This is a genomic window from Acinetobacter sp. C26M, assembly GCF_023702675.1.
In the GTDB taxonomy this organism is placed as follows: domain Bacteria; phylum Pseudomonadota; class Gammaproteobacteria; order Pseudomonadales; family Moraxellaceae; genus Acinetobacter.
Window position 1 is genome coordinate 3,126,408 of record NZ_CP098478.1, and the last position, 18,482, is coordinate 3,144,889.

The window sequence follows — 18,482 nt, forward strand, 5'->3', positions numbered from 1 at the left end:
CATTTCGGTCGCTACTCCAACACGGACCCGCCCCGCCACAGCGTCCTTTTGAGTGAAATAGATGAAATTTATTGTATTAATGAGTTTCCCTCATTAATCCTTTAAAAATTTAAACTTCTGTAAATAATCCCTGAGTGCTAAAACTATTAGAAACCAAGGAATTTACAGGTGAAAAAAATGAATAAAGTCTATTCAACCGCAGCACTGGCACTGCAAGATGTAGTGCAAGATCAACAAACATTTGCGGTTGGCGGTTTTGGCCTATGTGGTATTCCTGAAGCCTTGATCCAAGCACTGAAAGAAACAGGCGTAACAGGCCTAACTTGCATTTCCAATAATGCAGGCATTGATGATTTTGGCTTAGGTGTCTTGCTCAAGACCCGACAAATTAAAAAAATGATCTCGTCTTATGTGGGTGAAAATAAAGAATTTGAACGCCAGTATCTAAATGGTGAACTTGAAGTTGAACTCACCCCTCAAGGCACATTGGCAGAAAAATTACGCGCTGGTGGTGCAGGCATTCCTGCCTTTTATACCGCAACAGGTGCAGGCACCTTGGTGGCTGAAGGTAAAGAGCAACGCGAATTTAATGGTCGTACTTACATCCTTGAACCTTCACTGACCGCAGATGTGGCACTGGTCAAAGCCTATAAAGCGGATAAAGCTGGCAATCTGGTGTTCCGTAAAACCGCGCAAAACTTCAACCCTGAATGTGCAATGGCTGGAAAGGTCACCATAGCCGAAGTGGAACAGATTGTTGAAATTGGCGAACTTGATCCAGATGAAATTCATTTAGCGGGCATTTATGTCAATCGTGTGGTGCTGAATGCCACCCCAGAAAAACGTATCGAACAAAAAACCTTAAAAGCACAGGACGCATAATCATGGCATGGACACGTGAACAGATGGCACAACGTGCCGCGCAAGAATTACAAGATGGTTTCTACGTCAATCTCGGTATTGGCCTGCCAACACTGGTTGCCAACTACATCCCAGAAGACATGGATGTGTGGTTGCAATCGGAGAATGGTCTACTCGGTATTGGTGAATTTCCAACAGAACAACAACTCGACCCTGATTTAATCAATGCAGGCAAACAAACGGTTACCGCTCGTGCAGGTGCAGCATTTTTCTCAAGCAGTGAATCATTTGCCATGATTCGTGGCGGCCACGTCAATATTGCCATTCTGGGTGCTATGGAAGTCTCTGAACAAGGTGACCTTGCCAACTGGATGATTCCAGGCAAAAAAGTCAAAGGCATGGGTGGCGCGATGGACTTGGTTGCAGGCGTTCAACGTGTGGTGGTGCTGATGGAACACAATGCCAAAGATGGTACCGCTAAAATCGTCAAACAGTGTAGCTTACCACTGACAGGCCAAAAAGTCGTACATCGTATCATTACCGACTTGGGCGTTTTAGATGTTGTCGCAGAAGGCATCAAACTGGTGGAGTTAGCACCGGATGTCACTGAACAACAAATTCAAGATGCCACAGGTGTTGAGCTTTTGATTGAAGCCAAAGCTTAACGTACACACCCTTTTATTTTTCTCGTTGAAGTGATGCTGTAATGGCATCACTTTTCGCTGTTTTCTCAACAGCAAAAACTCATTTAGGACAAATGAGTAAGGTGCAATAAAATTAAAAATGGATGCGAAAGATGAATAAACAACCTGCCCTGTTAGAACGCTTTGCCCTGCGTATTAGTAACTGGTCGGAAAAATGGTTTCCAGACTCTTATATCTTTGCCTTACTTGGCGTGATTATCGTTTCCTTTGCTGCCATTGGCATTGGTGCATCGGTACAAGATGTAGCCAGCTCCTTTGGTAATGGTTTTTGGAGCTTAATTCCCTTCACCTTACAAATGACCATGCTGATTATTGTTGGTTATGTGGTTTCTGTTTCTGCGCCTGTGAAAAAGCTGATTCAAAAGATGGCACGTATTCCCCATTCGGGACGTAGTGCCATTGTCTTGGTTGCCACCGTTAGCTTATTGATCTCATTGGTGAATTGGGCGGTTAGTACCATTTTGACCGCGTTATTGGTGATTGCGCTAGCCAAGCGTAAAGAGCTACAGATGGACTATCGTGCAGCAGCCGCTGCCGCAATTATTGGTATGGGGGCCACTTGGGCACTCGGTATCAGCTCTTCTGCGGCACAATTACAGGCCAATAAAGCCAGCTTACCTGAATCGATCTATAACCTAACAGGTGTGATTCCATTTACCGAAACCATTTTCCTGTGGCAATCGATGCTGATGACTTTGATCTTGGTGATTGTTTCGATTGCGATTGCTTATTGGTCAGCGCCAAAGGGCGACAATGTCAAAACCATGCAGGATTTTGAGCTTAATTTTGAAGAAGAGGAAAAGACCGAAGTCAAATCGACCCGACCTGGAGATTGGTTAGAGAACTCACCGCTTTTAACCATTATTGTGGTGGCATTAGGTTTGATCTGGATGTTTATCGAATTTTCAAAAACCAATCCAATCATCGCCATTTCCAGTCTCAATACCTATAACTTTGTGTTTTTGATGTTGGGTCTGGCACTACATCGTACTCCACGTAATTTTCTCAATGCTGTCAGTCAGGCGGTGCCTGCTGTGTCGGGTATTCTGATCCAGTTCCCACTCTACGGTAGTATTGCCTTTATTATGACCCAAGCGCTGAATAGTCAGGATTTATCCCTGTCACACTATATCGCTGAATTCTTTGTCTCGATTGCCTCCAAAGAGACCTTTGCGATTGTGATGGGCATCTACTCTGCGGTACTCGGTTTCTTTGTTCCCTCTGGTGGTGGTAAATGGATTATTGAAGCGCCTTATGTGATGCAGGCTGCCAATGATTTGCAAGTGCATTTAGGTTGGTCGGTACAGATTTATAATGCGGCAGAAGCATTGCCCAATCTGATCAATCCCTTCTTTATGCTGCCGATGCTGGGTATTTTAAAACTCAAAGCCAAAGACGTGATTGGTTTTACCGTCACTCAATTGGTGTTCCATCTGCCTTTAGTACTGTTCTTATTGTGGATTTTAGGGCGTACCCTCAGCTATAGCCCACCAGTCATGTAAGACCAGTAACAATTCACAGCGCTACTTTTCATATTGACAACATGGATATGAAAAGTGGCGCGAGCTATTCTTTAGCACAATAAAAACCATCTACCCATTTGCATTCAAATCCCCCACAGCCTTTCATTCAGAAGTGCCCAGAACTGTGCTATTTTTAGGCGAATTGCACCACTTTTCATCAAAATTACAATTTAATTTCTAAATTGGTGCGTTTTTTGCTTTATAAATTTCATCAAATTGAGTTGTTTCAATACAGCTTGAGTTTTTAGATTTACTAAATCTATTTTGGTGCAAAAAATGAATCAAATATTTGCATCAAAATAAAATTTAGCACTTTTTTTGAGCACCACTATGCAAAACGTAGATCTATTTTTCTTACTGCTCGGTGCAGTACTGGTATTAGCAATGCACGCTGGCTTTGCTTTCTTGGAATTGGGCACGGTACGCCATAAAAACCAAGTCAATGCATTAAGTAAAATCCTCACCGATTTTGCTATTTCAGCGATTGCCTATTTCTTTGTAGGCTATTGGATTGCATATGGTCAAAACTTTTTCCATGCAGGCAGTACCTTAGCAGCCGATCATGGCTATAACCTGATGCGCTGTTTCTTCTTACTCACCTTTGCCGCTGCAATTCCCGCGATTATTTCAGGCGGTATCGCAGAACGTGCCAAAATGCGTGCTCAAGCGATTGCAACATTGATCTTGGTGGCGCTGATCTATCCTTTCTTTGAAGGTATGATCTGGAATGGTAACTATGGTCTGCAAAAGTGGTTAGAGAACTCTTTTGGTGCAAGTTTCCATGACTTTGCAGGTTCGGTTGTGGTTCATGCAATGGGGGGTTGGATTGCACTTGCTGCGGTGATTTTACTTGGTGCTCGCCATGGTCGTTATAAAAATGATGGTCGTGTCAGTGCTCATCCGCCTTCATCTATTCCATTCCTTGCTTTAGGTTCATGGATTCTCATCGTGGGTTGGTTTGGCTTTAACGTGATGAGTGCCCAACGAGTCGAAGCTATCTCGGGACTTGTTGCCATTAACTCACTGATGGCAATGGTGGGTGGAACTTTAGCGGCAAACTTCATGGGTAAAGATGACCCTGGTTTCTTACACAACGGTCCATTGGCTGGATTGGTCGCAATCTGTGCAGGCTCCGATATTGTGCACCCAATTGGTGCGTTAGTGATTGGTGCTACTGCGGGTGCACTATTTGTTTACCTATTTACTTACACTCAAAACAAACTCAAAGTTGATGATGTACTTGGGGTATGGCCATTACACGGTGTATGTGGTGCATTAGGTGGTATTGCGGCAGGAATCTTTGGGCAACAAGCCCTCGGTGGTCTAGGTGGTGTTTCCATCATTTCACAAATTATTGGCACCAGTTTAGGTATTGTCATTGCACTTGCAGGTGGTTTCTTAGTGTATGGTCTACTCAAAGTAACCATGGGAATTCGCCTTTCTCAAGAAGATGAATACCGTGGTGCAGACCTTTCCATTCACAAAATTTCAGCGAATTCTGAAGAATCGATGTTCTAATTTTTAAAATCTTTTTAAGCGACGGAAACGTCGCTTTTTTTTATCTAATATTAAAAGGTATAGACTCAAATTTACGGGTTCATTGCAAGATAAGGAACTTATTGATTGGTCATCGCCCGCGTTTGAAATACACAGTCCAATAGCGCTTTTTATCGTTGTATTGCAAAGCTAAATCGCCATCATGGCACATATTATGCTTTACGTTTCTTGCAATTTTTACTGTAATTCATTCATTAAAAAATTGCTTAATTCATCGACAGTTACTATTAACAAAACGGTAAAGAATATAGCTTGAGCAATCGTATTGAAGTCTATTAAGATGAAAAATAATGTATTTTTATGCATAAAAAAAGAACACATTATTTTTCATAACAATGAACGGTTAAACCGCAACAATTACGAATGCGATCATAACGATACAAAAGGAGTTTTGTATATGACACCTAAACGCACCATGACCTCCCTACTTTGTGCAGGCACTCTGATGCTTGGATTAAGTGCCTGTAGTGACAATAAAGCGCCCGCTGCAGGTGAAAAAGCTGCTGAAGGTAGTGCTTCCGCCTCTGGTACGTTAAACAAAATCAAAAGCTCTGGCACGATTGTGCTAGGTTATCGTGATTCATCTATTCCGTTTTCTTATATTGCCTCTACCCCAAATCAGCCAGTAGGTTATGCACACGATTTACAACTTAAAGTTGTTGAAGCCCTAAAGCAGAAACTCAACATGCCAGATCTGAAAATCCGCTATAACCTCGTCACCAGTCAGAACCGGATTCCATTGGTTTCGAATGGTACGGTAGATCTGGAATGTGGCTCGACCACCAACAATAAAGAACGACAGCAGCAAGTCGATTTCTCTGTTGGTTTCTTTGAGGTTGGCTCTCGACTGCTGACTGCTAAAAACTCTGGAATTAAAGATTTTTCAGATTTAAAAGGCAAAAAATTGGTGACAACAGCAGGAACCACATCTGAACGTTATATTCGTCAACATCAACAAGAACTAGGGATTGGAGAAATTATTTCTGCCAAGGACCATGCTGAATCTTTCTTGATGCTGCAAAATGGCCGTGCTGTGGCATTTATGATGGATGATATTCTGCTTGCGGGTGAAAAATCCAAAGCCAAAGATCCAACTCAATGGGATATCGTCGGTACCGCGCCAATCCATGAAATCTATGGTTGTATGCTGCGTAAGGGCGATACTGGTTTTAAACAGGTCGTGGATGATGCCATCAAGGCAACCTATGCTTCTGGTGAAATCAACAAGATGTATGAAAAATGGTTCCAACAACCGATTCCACCAAAGAACATTAATCTAAACTTTGCAATGTCCGATCAACTTAAAGCATTAATCAGCAGTCCGCATGATCGGGATCAATAATTTGTCCTTATAACCAAAATCTTATTATGGAATCGGGGAACAGTGGATGTTCTCCCGCTTCTTCTCAGGAGTTATTATGACGTATAGCTGGAACTGGGGAGTTTTGTGGCAATCTACAGGTATCGGGGATACAACCTACCTGAGCTGGATAATAACGGGTCTGGGATGGCTTGTGGTGATTGCTATTGTTGCATGGAGTATTGCCATGCTTCTCGGCAGTATCCTTGGAATTATGCGAACGCTCCCAAATAAAACAGCCAGAGCCATTGGTACAGCCTATGTCACCCTGTTCAGGAATGTGCCCTTACTTGTTCAGTTATTTATCTGGTTTTATGTGGTTCCCAACTTTCTCCCTGCACCAATCAAAAACTGGTGGATGAATGATCTAGGTGCTAATACCACAGCCCTGATTTCTGCCAGTGTTGGGCTCGGGCTATTTACTGCTGCTCGTGTTTGTGAACAGGTTCGAACAGGTATCGAAGCCTTACCCAAGGGACAAATTAATGCAGGCTATGCTATGGGTTTTTCCACGGCACAACTGTATCGCTATATCATTCTGCCACAGTCTTTTCGTACCATTTTACCGCCACTGAGTTCAGAGCTAACCAACTGCGTGAAAAACACCTCGGTTGCCTCTCTGGTTGGGGTAGCGGAAATTATTTCACAGATGAAAACCATCAGTGAATATACCCAGAACACCATCGAAATTTACACCTATGTCACAATCATATTCATTGTGATCAATGTTTGTCTTATTTTTACCATGAACCTGCTGGAAAAACGTCTACGTATTCCTGGTTTAATATCAGGAGGAAAGTAGTATGGAATGGTTAACTTCTTTTCTAAATGATTTACAGCAGTCTGGACCTGCACTCTGGTACGGTTTCAGCATTACTTTAAAAGTGGTTGTTCTAGCAACGATCGGTGGTATTGCCATTGGTACGATATTGGCCCTGATGCGTCTATCTTCGATCAAGATTCTAAATTGGATTGCACAAGCTTATGTGGATCTGTTCCGCTCTATTCCCCTGCTGTTGGTGTTGATGTGGTTCTATTTTGCAGTTCCGTTTCTTTATACTGCGATCACGGGTCAATACCTGACCATTGATACTGCTCTGGTTTCAAGTATTGTGGCCTTTATGCTGTTTGAAGCTGCTTACTTTTCTGAAATTGTACGTGCTGGTATTCAGTCGATCCCCAAAGGTCAAGTTGCTGCGGCATATGCGCTGGGTATGAATTACAACCAGTCGATGCGATTGGTTATTTTGCCGCAGGCATTCAGAAAAATGACACCGTTACTGCTTCAGCAGACAATTATCCTGTTTCAGGATTCAACTATGGTCTATGCCATTGGATTATTAGATTTTTTCAGAACCAATTATGTTCGTGGCGATCTAATGTCCTTACTCACCCAATATATTCTATTTGCAGGGCTGGTGTATTTCACCATTAGTGCTTTAGCAACGTTCACAGTGAAGCGTTTACAAAGGAGGTTACGTGTATGAGTGACAAGAAAGTAATGATAGACCTCCAAAATGTCAGTAAATGGTATGAACAATTTCAGGTACTCACTGAATGTAGTACTCAAATCTGTCAAGGTGAAGTTGTCGTGGTCTGTGGCCCATCTGGTTCGGGAAAATCAACCCTGATTAAAACCGTAAACGGGCTAGAACCATTTCAACAAGGTAAAATCTTTGTCGATGGCGTGCCAGTTCATGAACCCAAAACAGATATGACTAAGCTACGCAGTCGTGTCGGTATGGTGTTCCAGCACTTTGAACTATTTCCACACTTGAGTATTACCGAAAATCTCACTATTGCACAAATCAAAGTGCTTGGTCGTTCAGAAGCGGAAGCAAATAAAAAGGGACTGGCTTATCTAGATCGTGTCGGTCTGAGCGCCCATGCAAATAAATACCCTGCTCAGCTTTCAGGTGGACAGCAACAGCGCGTTGCGATTGCGCGTGCCCTTAGTATGGATCCGATTGCCATGCTATTTGATGAGCCAACTTCTGCGCTTGACCCCGAAATGATCAATGAAGTACTGGACGTGATGGTCGGACTGGCCAAAGAAGGCATGACCATGATGTGTGTCACCCATGAAATGGGCTTTGCCCGGCAGGTAGCCAATCGCATTATTTTCATGGATCAAGGAAAAATTGTAGAAGACTGTTCCAAAGATGAATTTTTTGGTTCACCACGTGGAGAACGTGCCCAGCAATTTTTGGATAAAATTCTGCATTAATTTTTTCATGTTACACCAGCATAAAGCAGCCTTTTGGCTGCTGTATGCTGAAAATCCTACAAAATAAATCACCTATCTTATTTTCCAATAATTACCTTTCGCTCTTTTAAGACTCATTTAAGAGCCAATTAAGCTTCTCCGCATTAAATAATCTAACCATCATCTAGCCCTAACAGCCAGTTCCATGATTCAGAAAACACCCTTTTTTTTATGGCTGAGTTTTTTACTTTTTATCAGTTTTTTCATTTTGTTATGGGTGTTTCCTGTAGGTGGAACAATTGACTTAAACCTGATTCAACCGTGGGTTAGTCAACATGGTAGCTTCCCTTATAAAAATGATTGGTTTCTCGATAAGCTGAATCATACTTACGTCAAACAACTTTTAACGCTTGTTTATGTGGCTTTTTTCTTTTTGTGGTGTGCTTCTTTTAAAATTGAAAAACTGAAATCGAATCGTTGGCAATATGGCTATATGTTTTGGGTCAGTATGCTCTGCACCTGTATTGTCGGATTACTCAAAGCACATTCTACCCAAGCCTGCCCATGGTATATGACTCATGCAACGACTACAGGTTTTGTTTGGGATTTCTCTGCAACCGAAGGACATTGTTTCCCTGGCGGACATGCCAGTACAGGCTTTGCGCTGATTACAGGATTCTTTGCCTATCGCTTACATCAAACACAACGTGCTTGGTTTTATCTGATTGCAGGTATAACCCTAGGCTTTGCCATGGGTTGGGCCCAAATGATGCGTGGTGCTCATTTCCTAAGTCATAATCTTTGGACCGCTTGGGTTTGTTTTGTGATTAATTTACTCTGTTATGCATTGACTTATCAGCATCATCAAGCAGTTGCAAATCGTAATTCTGTACCTTTCCCGACGCCTGATGTGGTAAAGTGAACGCCCGTGCTCATAGAACGAGTACGTTTGACACTCACATTAGGATTATTTTTGCTGCCGTATGTCTGACTATCAAACGTTTTTAGAATCCACTTTAACGACCCAATCTGACTCTATTCAATCTTATGAATTAGATTCACGAAAAGTATGGCTTAAAAAAGCATCTGAACGTCATGGTTTATGGTTATATACTCCATTGAAATGGTTAGCTAAAATATTTAACTTAGGTTCAATCACGCCTGTTCCAAATCAAGGTGGATCAACCGCAATCCAATGTGAGTTTAAGCGCATCCAACAGCTTAAAGCTCTAGGCATTTCTACACCAAATGTATTAGCTATCTCTAAAAAAGGCATTTTATTGGAGGATGTTGGTTCACAGCGCCAGAGCCCTGTCAGTCAACTTGATCAAAAGTTAGGAAGCTTGAAAGATCATCCTGAACAACAGTTTCAATTATTTCATCAAGCAATTCAATCGATTAGTCAATTACATCAACAACAAGGATATTTGAGCGAAGCCTTTGCTCGGAATATTTTGGTTGATCAAGAAAATCATTTTACTTTTATTGATTTTGAAACCGATCCTCGTGATGTTCTGAGCCTACATGATTGCTTTGTGCGCGATTGGTTACTGTTTATCTTTTCAACTGCTTATCATTTTGAATTCGAACAACTTGAGCAAGCCAGCCACCAACTCTATCAAGCTTTATTAGATGAAATACAAGTCTATAAAGATATTTGCAAAGTCGGTAAGCGCCTGAATTGGGTATTACGCTTTAATGTCAGTAAAGTGGGCAATGATGGCAAACGTATTCAAAAATGTGTGCTGTTTCTGCGTTATCTCAAAGAACAAGCAGAACGTAGCAATGGTTAATGGTACTTTTGCTCATTATTTAATGTAGCTCATGATGGGCAAGTTTTTTTGGCAATTTGACCAACACACTTAAACCACCTAATTCAATACTTCGAGATAAAGTTAAAATCCCACCCAAACGCTGAGTGGCTTTGTCTACAATCGAAAGTCCAAGTCCACTCCCCACTTCTAAGTGATGATGTACGCGATAAAAACGTTTGAGCACTTTGTCATATTGTTCAGGATCAATCCCCGTACCACTGTCTTCAATTTGGACATAGGCAAAATTATCGGTATCGCTATACACTGAAATATTGATAACACCTTGGCTTGGGGTGTACTTAATTGCATTATCAATTAAGTTAAAGATAATCGAATGCACGGTTGATTCGAGGCTCTGCATTTCAATCGGCTCATTGCGTTCGAAACCTAAGTCAATTTCCTTTTGCATGGCCAAATTCACCAATTGCTCAACACAATTGAGTGCAACATCATTTAATCTGAAGTTTGTATTGGGTTCAATCAGACTCAGAGCAACATCCTGTTTAGCCAATGCCAAAAGCTGAGTGACTAAATGTTGAATACGGGCTAAACCTTTACTCAGATTTTGCAAAGCCTCATGTTCTGGAAACTGACTCATCAGAATTCTGGTCTGTAAATTCAGCGCAGTCACAGGTGTTCTAAGTTCATGTGCGGCATCGGCAATAAATTGCTTTTGTTCAGTCTGAGCATGCTGAATGCGTTCAAATAGACGATTCATTTCTTCAATGGTTGGCAACAGTTCTTGCGGATAATCTTTAACATTGATAGGCGACAAGCCATCCGAATCACGCTGCGTAAGTTCCTCTTTAAAATCATCTAAAGGCTTTAAACTCAAACTGATAATAAAGGCCAGAACTAAAATCGCAATCGGTAATAGGAGTAGATAAGGAACAAACATACTCCCAGCCAATTCCCAAGCAAAGGCATGGCGAACCTCTTCTTGCTGGCTGACCTGAATCTGATAATCTTTTAATGGGATCACATAAACACGCCATTTTCCTTGCGGTGTGTTCTGGGTATAAAAACCTGCTTGCTTCACAGGAGGGACTAAAAGATGTGTCTGATGCCATAAATGGCTTTGATCTTTATAAGCCCAGATATCAATCAGCAAATCTTCTTCGTGATAAGCTCGATGTAACTCCACGCGACTCGCCATAGGAGTTACAGGATGAGAGCTTGAACGTTCCGCCATATACTGCATTTGGGTATCTAAAATTTCATCGACCTCATGCAATGAAATTTTATATGCGGCTAAAATCAAAAAACAGCCCAGTACAATACTGAAAATGGAAGTGCCCCAAATCAGTCTTTTCTTGAGCGAATAATGCTGAGCTGTTTTCATCAATTTAAGCTTGCCCCAAACGATAACCTAAACCACGAATCGTACGAATAAAGTCTTTCCCAAGTTTGGCACGCAAGTGGTGTACATAGACTTCAATGGTATTACTGGTCACTTCACTATCAAAATCATACAACTTATCTTCAAGATTGGCTTTCGAGAAAATTTTGTTTGGATGAGAAACCATTGGAATCAGAATCGCCCACTCTCGATTAGAAAGTTCGATCTGTTGTCCTTTAAAAGTCGCCAAGTGTTGTTCAACATCTAATGTCAACTCGCCACTTTTTAACAATTGCGACTGACTTTTCAATTGTGCTGTTTCTACACTACCGCGGCGCAACAAGGCATTGATTCGTGCAAGTAGTTCATCAAACTCATAAGGCTTGATCAGATAATCATCCGCACCTTGATTTAAACCATCAACACGGTTTTGTAACTGGTCACGCGCAGAGATAATCAATACAGGCACAGTACTACGTTGACGAATTTGCTTGAGAATTTGCATTCCATCCATTAAAGGAAGACCCAAATCCAACAGAACCAAATCAAAAGCCTGCTTGGTCAGCAAAGCTAATCCATCTACCCCATTGTTGACCCATTCCACTTCAAACTGATGATATCGCAATAAAGTCAATGTAGACTCTGCAATCATAAAATCATCTTCTATCATCAAGATCTTGGTCATGATTTCACTTCACCTTATGGCTTAGGACATGTTTGCAACATGTCATCTTTAGGATTAATTACTTTAGTTTTAATATCAAGCAAACTGAGCATGGTTGGGAATAAATTATCCTGACTGAGTTTATTTTTACTTTGTTGTGCTAAGCATTTGATTTGCTTGCTTGCCTGTTGCTGCCATACACTAGAAAACCACATCAACATCGGAACATGTGTCTGTTGGCTCGGTGCAATCGCATAAGGCGCGCCATGCAAATACATACCACTTTCACCCGTTGATTCACCATGATCAGATAAATACCACAAACCTGTTTGATATTGCGTAGTATTTTTTAATGTATTGATCAATGAATCTAGAACATAATCAGTATAAAGCAAGGTATTGTCATAAGTATTGATTAAAGCTTCTTGAGTGCATCCCTGAATCGCATTGGTATCACACGTTGGCTTAAACACACGAAACTCCTCAGGTGCACGTTTATAGTAAGCTGGGCCATGACTCCCCATTTGGTGCAAGACCACCAATTGCGGACGTTTATCATCTTTTGGAATCGTTTCGAGATAAGCTTTCAGGCTATCAATCAAAATGTCGTCCAGACATTCACCATCCTTACACCATTTCTGCTTGATTGATTCTGGAATTTTATATTCTCCAATCCGATCACATGTCCCCTTACAACTTGAATTGTTATCAATCCAAGTGACTTGGTAACCCACACGTTTTGCAATATCCAGTAGCCCTTCTCTATGGCTAGCCAACCGCTCATCATAATCCACCCTTTGCATACCTGAGAACATACACGGTACGGACACTGCCGTTGCTGTACCACATGAGCTAACCTGAGAGAAATTCAAAATATCTTGTTTAGCTAACTTAGGATTGGTCTCTTTTGCATAACCATTCAAAGAAAAATTTTCTGCACGTGCTGTTTCACCTACCACCAAAACCATCAGTTTAGGTACACCTTTTGGAGTTTGAGAAACTTGTGCATCTTCACCGTAATGCACCAGAGGTAAATTCTCTTTAGGTGCTTTCTTTTTATAATAAGATACCGATGCAGCAATCATATTTTGCGGGGAAATCATCCCTTTCAAATCACGATTTTCACGAAAGATTGCAGCAAAATCGACATAGAAAATAAATAGTAAACCACCTACCATTGCCAAAGAAACCAGTGAAGCCACCACTTTTTTCCATATTTGTCGAATAATCGGTTCAGGTTTTAATTTAATTAGCAAAATCACAATAATTGGTACAATCACCATACCAATGATCCAAACCAGCAAATGCCAAGACCATGTATCCTTTGCTTCAGCTATATCCGTTTGCATCAGATTTTGAATTTGGTCAGCAGTAATCCAAACGCCTAGAGTGTTCACCGCATAGGCTGCAAAACCACCAATAAATATCAAAGCAATTGCAATTGGCTTTGCCGTCCATTTCCAATTTAAAATCTGTAACGCAAATAAATACAAGGCTGTCACGACACCCACTGAAGCAACCACAAATAGCCCAGCCTTAAGTCCTGTATAAGGCGTTAATGCTTGCATCTTTTGATAAAATGCAATATTCAGAAATACACCCAACCAAATTGCAAGTAGCACATTGAAGGTCAGAAGTGAAATCGATCTAGGCATGGCTTTTTGTAGCAACATAGGCATCACAGTCTAAAAATAATTTTCTTTGCTTTTTTTAAAATAAGAATAAAAACTTAAAAATCACTTAAACCTTGTAATAAGTGTGCAGATTTGCTGAATTGCTTTGTTCAAAAATAGGATGAACCATACAATCTAAAAGCACTGATTATATTTTTATAGTTGATGAAATAAATTTTATGATGATTATGTTTTTCTCTTATTACGCCCCAATATAAGCAAAAAAGCCCTTTAAGCAAGCTTAAAGGGCTTTTTTGAATGACAGCAGCTTAGAATTTGAATTCTAAACCTAAGCCTGCAACAGGTTGTTTATCCTTTTTGCTTGCTTGTTCAAGCGTTAGATAACCTGCATAACCATAAGTTTTAACTTGTTTGTTAAAAGCATAGTCAGCACCTGCAATAATTTGTTTTGCTTTAAAGTCGGCTGTATTGTTTTTAAAGCTCGTATCATTTTGGCTATATTGCCCCTTCACCGTCCAGTTTTTTGCTTGTGGGATATTATATTCCGCACCCACTAACCAACCTTGTGCATCGTCAATATTATCTGTAAGCACACCATTACCATTGCCAGCTGCTTTTTCAACTTCAGAAGTTTGATATAGAGCTTTTAATGCCAAACCATCAATCGGCGTTACTTTACCAATTGCACGTACGGTATTTGCCGCTGCAAAAGTATCTGCCGCTGCTGGCGCTGATCCAAGTTTCGGCTCAGCTGCATTTAAGAAACCGCGACCCAAGAAGTTACTTGGAATGGCTTTATCATAACCGATACCAGCAACCACCAATGGGTTTTCATAGGTAACAGATGCTGACCATGCATCGCCTAAACCGCGACCTGCAGTTTTAACAACGCCCTTATCTGATTTAATACCACTCGACTCACCAGTAGCCAATAAAGCATTAAACTTAAATGCACCATCTAATAACTTAAGCGCTGGAGACTCATACACAACAACGTTCGAAACACGGTTTTCACCTGTAAAAATACCTGTGATATCGGCTTTGTTAGCAACATAGTTATTAAACGTATCAACCACACTCGATAATTGCTTTAATGGCGTATCATGCGCACCAATTTTCAAGGTACCCAATTGCGCATCTTTTAAACCGACAAAACGGTTACGCTTGCTCCAGTCATCGCCATCACCATCGGCATTAAATGCCCACTCAATCGCATAAACTGCGCTTAAGCGTTCAGTCAGTTTTTCATCGCCTTTAAGTCCAAGGAATGAACTGTTTGAGCTAATTTCCCAAACATCTTTATTTGATTTTTTTGCATTTTTTTCTGGTAAATAATCAACACTGGCATCGATCTCGCCATAAAATGTTGGTGCTGCAAAAGTGGTTGTTGCAAGTAAACTAAGCACTGCTGCTGTTACAATTTTGATTTTCATTGTTTACATCCTGGTTAAATTTGTAACAAATCCTACACATTAACTTTATATGACAAAACGATTAAAATCTTATTAATTTATTCCTATTTCGACTAAAGTTTAATTTTTGTACACACACTTATTGTTTTTATTGAATCATTCCACACTTTTATTTATGAGTAATTTAATTTAAATATCAATCAATTAAACCAATATTTTCTTGATTATTATTCACCCACCTCTCTATATTCAAAAAATTTAAAAATCCGACAAAAAACATATAATCTATAGATAAGTCCTACTTTAAGCACGCTTAGTTGTTTCAGATCAGGTCTGTTTAACACAAAAATTGTAATAAAAAGTGATCTTCATCTTGCTTTATTTTTCCAATAATAAATTGGGCATAAACATAGGATAGAAACGATACAAATCACGATCAAATAACGATAATAGCCCAGCCAATCTCCAATCACGCCACTGAATAAATAGAGTAAGCCACTTATCGTTGCCATGATGGATACTTGGAAAGTAAAGTCAGTACCTGCAAATTGTTTACGGCTGTACTGCATAACTAGTGTCAGCATCACCACCAGCAACATCGCTGAACAGGCATCTTCAAATGCATTCACAACATAAAGCCAAATTGGTGTAATGTGATTTTGAGCTTCATAATGATAAGCAAGAACTGTATATCCACCTAAGCTCATGATTTTAAAAAAGGAAAATATAAGTAGGCAATGTACTCGGGAATAATGCTTCAATAATAGTCCAGCAATGCCAGCACCCAATAAGGCAGCCACAGCACCAAACATGGTAATAAACACACCAATCTGAGTGAAATTTAATCCCATATCGACCATCAATGGTTTTAATAGAGGTCCTGCCATACCGTCAGCCACTTTAAAACTGATCAACACCAGCAGCCATGCTTTTAATTCAGAAGAAGACTGAAAATAATTTAAGTAAGCTTTAATTGCCTGAGTAAAAGATTGAGAGTTTGCTTTATTTAGGGCGGCTTTACTTTCATGCCGCGGCTCAGGATAAAACAAAACAGGTAATGTGTTGATAAAAACCAATACAGCCAAAGCTAGAAAGGTTTTTTGCCAATGCAGCCAATCCAAGCACCAAAGTACAGCTCCCCCACCGACAATAAAACCTAAGCGCGATCCAACCACCTGAAAGGTATTACCCCAATGTTGCTGATCACTTTTAAGTAAGTTGACAGCTAGACCATCTGTAGCAATATCCTGAGTTGCACCAGTTAAATTTATCAAAAGCAGCAGCGCAAAGAAAATCAGCAGATAACTCGGCTGATCCAAAGCATGAATAGGGAAAAAAGATAAAATAATCAGAATAACAACGCTGCACAGTTGCGTTGGAATGATCCAGCTACGGTAATGCCCTAATTTCGATAAAGCAAAACGATCTACATAGGCCGCCCAAAAAATCTTAATTGACCAAGGCAACATGAGTAAGCCAAAGCCACCAATATGTGCCAACGATACGCCCTGTGTTCTTAAAATTACGGGCAATGCATGCGTCATAAAACCAACAGGCAAACCCTGCGCCCAATACAAAGAAAACAATAAAATGTAAATCTGTCTAAGATTAGGCATTTTGAGTTTTCCATAGCTATATGATGAAGTTGCTCAAGTATCTAATCCTTTCATCTACATGGCAATAAAATCTTATTTTTTGCCAATGCAGTACATGTAATGAGCGTTTAACATAATTGTAGTTGTCATTACATATCGTGATTTATGCCACAACATTTCCCTGATTTACCTCCGCTAGTTCCACAACGTGGCACTGCTTATAGCCGTGCCTTGTGTAAAAAACTTTTTCTTGGACAAGGCTGGACAGTCGTTGGTGAAATACCAAACTTACCAAAAGCTGTCGCGATTATCTCCCCACATACCTCTAATATTGACGGTTGGTATGGCTTTTTAGCCATTGGCGGTTTAGGTTTAAAAATTACAGTCTTGGGCAAAGATAGTCTGTTCAAACCACCATTTCAGCCGTTATTAAATTGGGCTGGGCTGATTCCTGTCCGTCGCGACAGCGCACACGGACTGACAGAACAGGTTGTTGCCACGATTCATGCGCACGATAAAATCTGGATCGGAATGGCACCTGAAGGCACCCGTAAAAAAGCTGAGAAAATGAAAAGTGGTTTTTATCATATTGCGCATGCTGCAGGGATTCCCATCGTAATGTTTGCCTTCGATTACGATCATAAAACCATTTATTGCTTAGGTGCTTTTACCCCGACAGGTCACTATCAACAAGATCTAGAGCAAATCATGCAACGCTATGTGGGACATTTCTCACCAAAGAATCCAGATTGGCTGGCTGAACCCTTACAAAAACTTGTGAAAAAAAACTAGAAAAATAAGGGCAAATCTGCTCTGATGTGCCCATCTTTTTGTTCATTTTATCTGCACCTGATATGAAAATTGCTCGACTGTCTTGCATGGCCGTCCTTAGTCTCGCTTTATTTGGTTGTGATCAAACAGCGAAAAAAACTCCCTCTACAACGGCAATTAAAGCGCGTGAACCCGTCATCGCACTCGCCTTAGGTGGTGGCGGTGCCAAGGGCTTTGCTCATATTGGTGTGATCAAAGTTTTAGAGTCTCATGGTATTAAAGCCAAAATCGTGACAGGTACCAGTGCGGGCAGTTTTGTGGGTAGTATTTATGCTAGCGGGCAAACACCTTATCAAATGCAAAACCTTGCATTGAAACTGCAAGAGTCTGATTTGCGTGATTTAACACTAAATAGTCAAGGCATTATTCTCGGTCAAAAACTACAGAACTATGTAAATACACAAGTTGGCAATAAACCGATTGAGCAGTTTCCAATCCGTTTTGCCGCCGTTGCAACACGTTTAGATAGTGGTAAAAAAGCTGAGTTTATTAAAGGCAATGCAGGTCAAGCCGTACGTGCTTCTTGTAGTATTCCAAACGTATTTGTGCCTGCGGTGATTGGTAATACCAAATACGTCGATGGTGGTCTAGTCAGCCCAATCCCTGTGAAAACAGCCAAAGACATGGGGGCTGATATTGTGATTGCAGTGGATATCTCTGCACGACCAGTCGGTGGTAAACCACTCAGTATGTGGGGCTTATTAGATCAAACCATTAATATTATGGGACAACAAAGTATTAATGAAGAACTCAATCAAGCCACGGTTGTGATTCAACCAAAAGTTGGGCATCTTGGTGCACTTGATCTTAAATCAAGTAATGAAGCAATTTTAGAAGGTGAAAAAGCGGCTCAAGCCAAGATCACTGCGATTCGAAATGCGATTACCACATTTAAAAACTCTCCTGCAGCTCTTAAGCCTGCGCCAAAGTCTAAATTCTAAAAACCCACCACAAGGGCTGTTGTTCTCTATAAATACTTGCG

Annotated in this window: 17 protein-coding genes; 12 read left to right on the forward strand and 5 right to left on the reverse strand. The window is 40.7% G+C overall.

Annotated features, from left to right (window positions below):
* Positions 1-177 precede the first annotated feature (177 nt).
* The 10 genes from NDN11_RS14280 (at position 178) to NDN11_RS14325 (ending at position 10,004) form a co-directional block, all read left to right on the forward strand.
* Positions 178-882 carry a CoA transferase subunit A gene (locus tag NDN11_RS14280; protein WP_070075836.1) on the forward strand — a complete coding sequence of 235 codons (705 nt, stop codon included), beginning with the start codon at positions 178-180 and terminating at the stop codon, positions 880-882.
* 2 nt (positions 883-884) lie between these two features.
* The gene (locus NDN11_RS14285) at positions 885-1,526 is read left to right on the forward strand and encodes a CoA transferase subunit B (RefSeq protein ID WP_151715044.1); all 642 of its coding nucleotides are present in this window, start codon (positions 885-887) and stop codon (positions 1,524-1,526) included.
* 131 nt (positions 1,527-1,657) lie between these two features.
* Complete coding sequence (locus NDN11_RS14290; protein WP_005208562.1) at positions 1,658-3,067, forward strand: short-chain fatty acid transporter; 1,410 nt, start codon at positions 1,658-1,660, stop codon at positions 3,065-3,067.
* A 351-nt stretch (positions 3,068-3,418) separates the two neighbouring features.
* Positions 3,419-4,606 (forward strand): ammonium transporter, encoded by a 1,188-nt coding sequence (locus tag NDN11_RS14295; protein ID WP_251110015.1) that lies wholly within the window; start codon positions 3,419-3,421, stop codon positions 4,604-4,606.
* A 436-nt stretch (positions 4,607-5,042) separates the two neighbouring features.
* The gene (locus NDN11_RS14300) at positions 5,043-5,987 is read left to right on the forward strand and encodes a transporter substrate-binding domain-containing protein (protein ID WP_251110016.1); all 945 of its coding nucleotides are present in this window, start codon (positions 5,043-5,045) and stop codon (positions 5,985-5,987) included.
* 76 nt (positions 5,988-6,063) lie between these two features.
* Entirely contained in the window at positions 6,064-6,807 is a 744-nt protein-coding gene (locus NDN11_RS14305) for an amino acid ABC transporter permease (RefSeq protein ID WP_159886682.1), read from the forward strand.
* Between the two features lies 1 nt (position 6,808).
* Positions 6,809-7,492: an ABC transporter permease subunit gene (locus NDN11_RS14310; RefSeq protein ID WP_251110017.1), complete on the forward strand. Its 684-nt coding sequence runs from the start codon at positions 6,809-6,811 to the stop codon at positions 7,490-7,492.
* 14 nt (positions 7,493-7,506) lie between these two features.
* Positions 7,507-8,232 carry an amino acid ABC transporter ATP-binding protein gene (locus NDN11_RS14315; protein WP_251111551.1) on the forward strand — a complete coding sequence of 242 codons (726 nt, stop codon included), beginning with the start codon at positions 7,507-7,509 and terminating at the stop codon, positions 8,230-8,232.
* A 184-nt stretch (positions 8,233-8,416) separates the two neighbouring features.
* The gene (locus NDN11_RS14320; RefSeq protein ID WP_251110018.1) at positions 8,417-9,133 is read left to right on the forward strand and encodes a phosphatase PAP2 family protein; all 717 of its coding nucleotides are present in this window, start codon (positions 8,417-8,419) and stop codon (positions 9,131-9,133) included.
* 61 nt (positions 9,134-9,194) lie between these two features.
* The gene (locus NDN11_RS14325; RefSeq protein ID WP_167249636.1) at positions 9,195-10,004 is read left to right on the forward strand and encodes a lipopolysaccharide kinase InaA family protein; all 810 of its coding nucleotides are present in this window, start codon (positions 9,195-9,197) and stop codon (positions 10,002-10,004) included.
* A gap of 19 nt (positions 10,005-10,023) precedes the next feature.
* On the opposite strand, the gene NDN11_RS14330 is transcribed toward NDN11_RS14325, so the two are convergent.
* The 5 genes from NDN11_RS14330 to NDN11_RS14350 form a co-directional block, all read right to left on the reverse strand.
* Positions 10,024-11,367, reverse strand: coding sequence for an ATP-binding protein (locus NDN11_RS14330; protein ID WP_251110019.1), 1,344 nt, complete (start codon positions 11,365-11,367; stop codon positions 10,024-10,026).
* Between the two features lie 4 nt (positions 11,368-11,371).
* Positions 11,372-12,049 carry a response regulator transcription factor gene (locus tag NDN11_RS14335; protein ID WP_167249640.1) on the reverse strand — a complete coding sequence of 226 codons (678 nt, stop codon included), beginning with the start codon at positions 12,047-12,049 and terminating at the stop codon, positions 11,372-11,374.
* A gap of 14 nt (positions 12,050-12,063) precedes the next feature.
* Entirely contained in the window at positions 12,064-13,701 is a 1,638-nt protein-coding gene (locus tag NDN11_RS14340; RefSeq protein WP_251110020.1) for a phosphoethanolamine transferase, read from the reverse strand.
* A 269-nt stretch (positions 13,702-13,970) separates the two neighbouring features.
* Positions 13,971-15,095, reverse strand: a complete 1,125-nt coding sequence (locus NDN11_RS14345; RefSeq protein WP_251110021.1) for a porin — start codon at positions 15,093-15,095, stop codon at positions 13,971-13,973.
* 347 nt (positions 15,096-15,442) lie between these two features.
* Positions 15,443-16,690, reverse strand: coding sequence for an MFS transporter (locus NDN11_RS14350; RefSeq protein ID WP_251110022.1), 1,248 nt, complete (start codon positions 16,688-16,690; stop codon positions 15,443-15,445).
* A 144-nt stretch (positions 16,691-16,834) separates the two neighbouring features.
* Between NDN11_RS14350 and NDN11_RS14355 the strand changes: the two genes are divergently transcribed.
* The gene (locus NDN11_RS14355; RefSeq protein WP_005192690.1) at positions 16,835-17,461 is read left to right on the forward strand and encodes a lysophospholipid acyltransferase family protein; all 627 of its coding nucleotides are present in this window, start codon (positions 16,835-16,837) and stop codon (positions 17,459-17,461) included.
* 62 nt (positions 17,462-17,523) lie between these two features.
* Positions 17,524-18,441: a patatin-like phospholipase family protein gene (locus NDN11_RS14360; RefSeq protein WP_251110023.1), complete on the forward strand. Its 918-nt coding sequence runs from the start codon at positions 17,524-17,526 to the stop codon at positions 18,439-18,441.
* The last annotated feature ends 41 nt before the right edge of the window (positions 18,442-18,482 follow it).